General features: G+C 53.8%; 4 protein-coding genes. 1 reads left to right on the top strand and 3 read right to left on the bottom strand.

The features are described from left to right. Window positions 1-65: 65 nt before the first annotated feature. From AUK29_02820 to AUK29_02810, 3 genes are all read right to left on the bottom strand, one after another. Window positions 66-1,241, bottom strand: a complete 1,176-nt coding sequence (locus AUK29_02820) for an LPS export ABC transporter permease LptF (GenBank protein ID OIP65374.1) — start codon at window positions 1,239-1,241, stop codon at window positions 66-68. A gap of 160 nt (window positions 1,242-1,401) precedes the next feature. Then, entirely contained in the window at window positions 1,402-2,256 is an 855-nt protein-coding gene (locus AUK29_02815) for a peptide ABC transporter permease (GenBank protein ID OIP65373.1), read from the bottom strand. Next, entirely contained in the window at window positions 2,253-3,233 is a 981-nt protein-coding gene (locus AUK29_02810) for a diguanylate cyclase (GenBank protein OIP65375.1), read from the bottom strand. The genes AUK29_02815 and AUK29_02810 overlap by 4 nt, the downstream gene beginning before the upstream one ends. Window positions 3,234-3,585: 352 nt before the next feature. Between AUK29_02810 and AUK29_02805 the strand changes: the two genes are divergently transcribed. After that, window positions 3,586-5,277 (top strand): hypothetical protein (locus AUK29_02805; GenBank protein OIP65372.1); only part of this gene is annotated, 1,692 nt, incomplete at its 3' end.

The following is a 5,277-nucleotide window of genomic DNA, read 5'->3' as shown; positions in this document are numbered from 1 at the left end:
TGTCATTCGTGGCAAAAAGGTTCTTGTTTTTCTCTGTGCACTGGTTCCTTTTTCTATCCATTTTTTTAGTGGCCGAAAACTTTCATTATCTTTTCCCTGATCCGGGAGATGCGGCTGTCCTCCCCGCTTCGTCCAGCCGGGATCTTTTGAGAAGTTTTCAGGAGGAGATAGACTCCTAACGTTCCGAAGACCATATTGGGAATCCATGCAGCCAGGATCGGATGGATAAACCCTTCGGACCCGAGCTTTCGTCCGGCCCCGATCAGGATGTAATACAGAAAAACGATCAGGAGACTCCAGGACAAACCGATGAATCCGCCGGACTTTTTCAGGCGGATGCCGATGGGGATAGAAAAGATTCCAAAGACTATGCACGAAAAGGGAATCGAGAACTTTTCCTGGTAGTGGATCCGAAATACCCTTGTTTGAGACGGATCCCCTGTCGCAGCGGCCTTCCTGAGTTCTCCGGGAGTCATCTCAGCCGGCTCCTTTTCCTGCATGAGGCTGAGGTGCCTTGCTGTCTCGACATCGGTGCTCAGGGAGACGGTGTAGTCCTGAAACTGGATCAGACGGTACCGTTTTTGTTTGGAGTCGTATTGGTGTACCGATCCTCGGGTCAGGTGAAGGGTGTTGGACAGGGTCAAGGGGTCGGTCCGGATGGTTCCGCCGAGGGCGGTGATCGTCTCAGGGAAATCACCCCGGTAATCGGCAATAATCACCTTCTGCAGGGTGTTTCCCACTGGGTTGATGCTCTCGGCATAGATCACCAAGTCCGTGAAGCGGTCATTGAACGTGTTGGCCTTGATCCCTGAGGTGGCGCTCTCCTGCAGGATCCGATAGATAAGACGGTTCATGGATGAACGTCCCCAAGGGACCCCGACGCTCCCGATTGAGAAGTTCAAGACAAAAAGGATGCACCCCAGGATCAGAACCGGCCTGAGAAAACTCAGGGTCCCGATACCGAGCGAATGCATGGCGATGACCTCGTTGTCCATGGAGAGCCTCCCTATGCCTGTGAGCGAGGCCATCAGGAAGGCCATGGGGATCGAGAGCCACAAGAGGGAGGGGAGGGTGTAGAGCACGATCAGGAGGAAGTTCGTTAACCCCACGCCCCTTGTGATGATCATGTCGGAGAGACCCAGGGTATTCTGCATGAACAGGACCAGGGTAAAAACAAAGATCGATAAGGTAAAAGCGGACAGGACCTCGTTTCGGATGTATCTCTGAATGATCCTCGGCATGGACAGGAACCCTGGAAAAACGTTGAACCGCGGAAACGGCAAAATTCAGTTATGGCTCTCCGATGTATCAGAAGATATATCAACACATTACTTTAACGTGTGACGTTGCCCTTGTAAACCCCTTTTTATACAGAGCGTCATAAATCAACAACTTGTCATTCTAAGACCCTTTCAGACGGGGGTCCAGGGCATCCCTGAGCCCTTCGCCCAGGAGGTTGTAGCCGAGAGCGGTGATCAGGATGGCCAGCCCCGGAAAAATGGAGAGCCAGTGGGCGAAATCAATATATTTGTATCCGGAACTCAGGATATTCCCCCAGCTCGGCGTCGGCGGCTGGACGCCGAGCCCGAAGAAACTCAAGGCGGATTCCGTCAGGATGGCGCCGGCGATCCCGAACGTTGCGGAGATCAGCACCGGGGCCATGGCGTTGGGGAGGAGGTGGCGGAAGATGATTCTGAAATCCGAGGCGCCGAAGGCTCGGGCGGCCTGGACGAACTCCTGTTCCTTGAGAGAGAGGAATTCCGCCCGGACCAGCCTGGCCACGCCCATCCAGCTGGTGACGCCGATGACGATCATGATATTTCGGAGGCTCGGTTCCAGGACGGCGATGACGGCGAGGATGAGAAAAAAAGTGGGGAAACAGAGCATGATGTCCACGAAGCGCATGATGACGGCATCAATCTTCCCTCCGTAATATCCTGCAATGGCGCCGAAAAAGATCCCGATCAGGGTGGTGATCCCCACGGCCACGAAGCCGACCAGCATGGAGATGCGCGCCCCGTAGATCATCCGGCTCATGACATCCCGTCCGGACTCGTCGGTTCCCATCCAATGCCGGGTATTGGGCGGGATCAGGATCTGCCCGACATCGATCTTGGACGGATCATAGCGGCTGATATAAGGCGAGAACAGGGCCAGACAGAAAAGGAACAGGATGATCATGGAACCGGCCATGGCAAGCTTATTCTTTCTGAAGCGGCGCATGAAGATCCCGGCGTACGGCCGGTTTGTTTTCATCCGATCTCCTCCACACGGATTCTCGGATCCACCATGGCATAGGCGATGTCCGCAATGAAATTGCCCACCAGGGTCAGGAAGGCGCCGATGACCAGGATCCCCATCACCACAGGATAGTCTCTGGCCCATGTGGCATCCAGAAAGAGTTTCCCCATACCGGGTATGGCAAAGATCTGCTCAAAGATGGCGCTTCCGCCGATCAGGCCCGGTATGGCCAGGCCGATAATGGTGATCGTGGACATCATGGCGTTTCGCAGGGCATGTTTGTAGATGACGCTTCTTTCCGGAAGTCCCTTGGCCCGCGCGGTCCGGATATAGTCCTGCCTGATCACCTCAAGCATGCTGGATCGCATGTATCGGGAATAGGCTGCGAGGCCGCTAAAACTGCTCACAAAGATCGGGAGGACCAGGTGCCTGGACCGGTCCCAGAAGAGCTGCCAGAATGTGAGTTCTTCTGCATGCATGGACTGAAGGCCGGAGATCGGCAGCCAGCCGAGCTGGACCCCGAAAAGGATGATGAGAAGGAGGGCCAGCCAGAAGGTGGGCATGGCGAAGCCGATAAAAACAAGGACGGTTGTGGCCTTGTCGAAGAGGGAGTACTGCCGTGTGGCTGAGATGATCCCTATGGGGGCGGCCGTCATGATGATCAGGAACAGGGAAAGGGCGTTGATCAGGATGGTGATGGGTAGTCTTTCTCTTATCTTGTCGAGGACCTTCCTCCCATCGGTGAAAGAGCTGCCGAGATCCATCATGGCGAGGCGGCGGACCCAATTCATATACTGGATGTGGAGGGGTTTGTCCAGGCCATAGAGCCGCTTGAGGTTCTCCCTGGCTTGTGCCGAGGCCCTCGGATTGAGTTCAGTGATCGAATCGGTTGGGCTTCCCGGGGCGAGATGGATCACGATAAATGTGATCACCGTAATCCCCAGAAGCATCGGGAATATCATCAGGATCCGCTTAGCCAGAAAAAAAACCATGGTTGACATCCGCTCCTCTTTAGAGCCCGGACCCGTGGGATAGCAGCCGGCCCGGTGATTCTTGATCCGTTTCCCCCAAAAAAACTGGATAACTCTGTAAAACCTTCGCTACAGGATGGTTACTCCCGTATGACGCATCATTTATTATGTTTAATGCGGGAATATGCGGTTTATATCAGGTCTTTATTGCCGCCTCCCGCCGGGTTCCCGCTGTCCGTCAGAGGAGGCCATGCGGGAACTCATTCCATAGCCTAAGAAAATAATGCATAAGCCGGCTGGATTCAAGAAAAAAACGTTTACAAGGTTAAACATCTGTGATGTAATATTTATATGGGAAATTGAACCGCTTCCCATGGTCATCATTGTAATTATAAGAAGATGTTTTCAGAAAAAAAATCCACCATCCTTTTATGAAAAGGAGGACTCAGGGTTGGCCAATTTTTTTCAAAACCATGCTGTTTCAAAAAGTTTGACCAGCCGCATCGTGCTGCTCCTCGGAACCATCGCATTTTTGACCTTGATCTTTGCTTCTCTACCTCTCTTTCACGTGCTGTCAAAAGATCAGGGAGAGATGATCGGGATCGAGGTCGTGGAGCGGGTCTTCCTGTTCGGGTTCCTTTCCCTCTGTATCATGATCCCCTTTGCATCCTGGCTGATTCAGAAAAAGATCCTGAGTCCGTTGAAGGATATGCTGATGGCGGCCCGGAAGGTTGCCGATGGGAATCTGGATATATGGGAGACGACCAGTTCGCTGACCGATATCCAGGAACTCTCCGGCGCCATTCAGAACATTGCAACCCACCTGAAAACGGTATTAAAGAATATTGTCAGCGCCACGAAAACCCTTTCAATCATGGCCGAAAGCATCTCCACAAATTCCAGGAAGATCACCCGCGGGGCCAAGAATGAAGCGGATTCGCTGGACTCGGCCTGTTCTTCCGTGGAGGAACTCACCCGTTCCATCCAGGGGATCGGCCAGAGTGTCGAGAGTCTGGCGAGTTCGGCCGAGGAGACCTCCTCTTCCATTCTGGAGATGACGGCCTCTATCGATCAGGTGGCCAACAGCACCGGTCTTCTTTCCGAATCCGTGGAAAGAACCTCCTCTTCGATCTTTGAAATGACCGCATCCATCAAACAGATTGCGGAAGGAGTCGAGCGCCTCTCGGCCTCGTCTGAGGATCTTGTCTCCACCATAGCGGAGATCGACACGAGCATCCATGAGGTGGCTTCACATGCCAAAGAATCCGTGGAGATTGCAGGGAATGTTGCCACCGATGCCGCCGAGATGGGGATGATGTCCGTGGTGGATACCATGGACGGCATGGACCAGATCCAGGAGGCAGTGGAAAAGTCGGCAGGGATTGTGATGAGCCTTTACCAGAGGTCCGAGGAGATCGGGCGGATCCTGACCGTGATTAATGAAGTCGCTGACCAGACCGAACTCCTTTCCCTCAATGCCTCGATTCTTGCTGCTCAGGCCGGAGAGAACGGCAAGGGGTTTGCCGTGGTGGCCAACGAGATCAAGGCCCTGGCCGAAAGGACTGCGTCTTCAACCAAAGAGATTACCAGCATTATCAAGGCGGTTCAAAAAGAGGCCAAGGATGCCGTGGAATCGATTCAGGTAGGTAAGGAGAAGGCCGAGCAGGGGAAGAACCTCGCCCGGGAAGCCGGCCAGTCAATAAAGAAGATCAGGGACAACACTGCTGTGGCCGAGGGGATGGCGCGGGAGATTGAACGAACCACCGTGGAACAATCCAAGGGTATTACATCGGTGCGCAGTGCGGTTGATCATATGAACACCATGATCGAGCAGATCCACCAGGCGATCAATAACCAGAAGACAGGCAGTGAAAACGTTCAATCCGCTACGGAGCAGATCAACGACCTGACGAGACAGGTGAAATATGCTATGGCAGAACAGGCCAAGGGCGGGCGCCAGATAGGCGGCGCCGTGGAGAACGTCCTGCATCAGGTACAGCAGATGGAAATAGCGGTCAAGGAGCAGAAGAACGGGAGCGAACTCATCGTCAAGGCGGTTGATAAC

The organism is Nitrospirae bacterium CG2_30_53_67 (assembly GCA_001873285.1).
GTDB lineage: Bacteria > CG2-30-53-67 > CG2-30-53-67 > CG2-30-53-67 > CG2-30-53-67 > CG2-30-53-67.
Note: the sequence above shows the minus strand (reverse complement) of the source record. Positions and strands in the feature narration are given on the sequence as shown.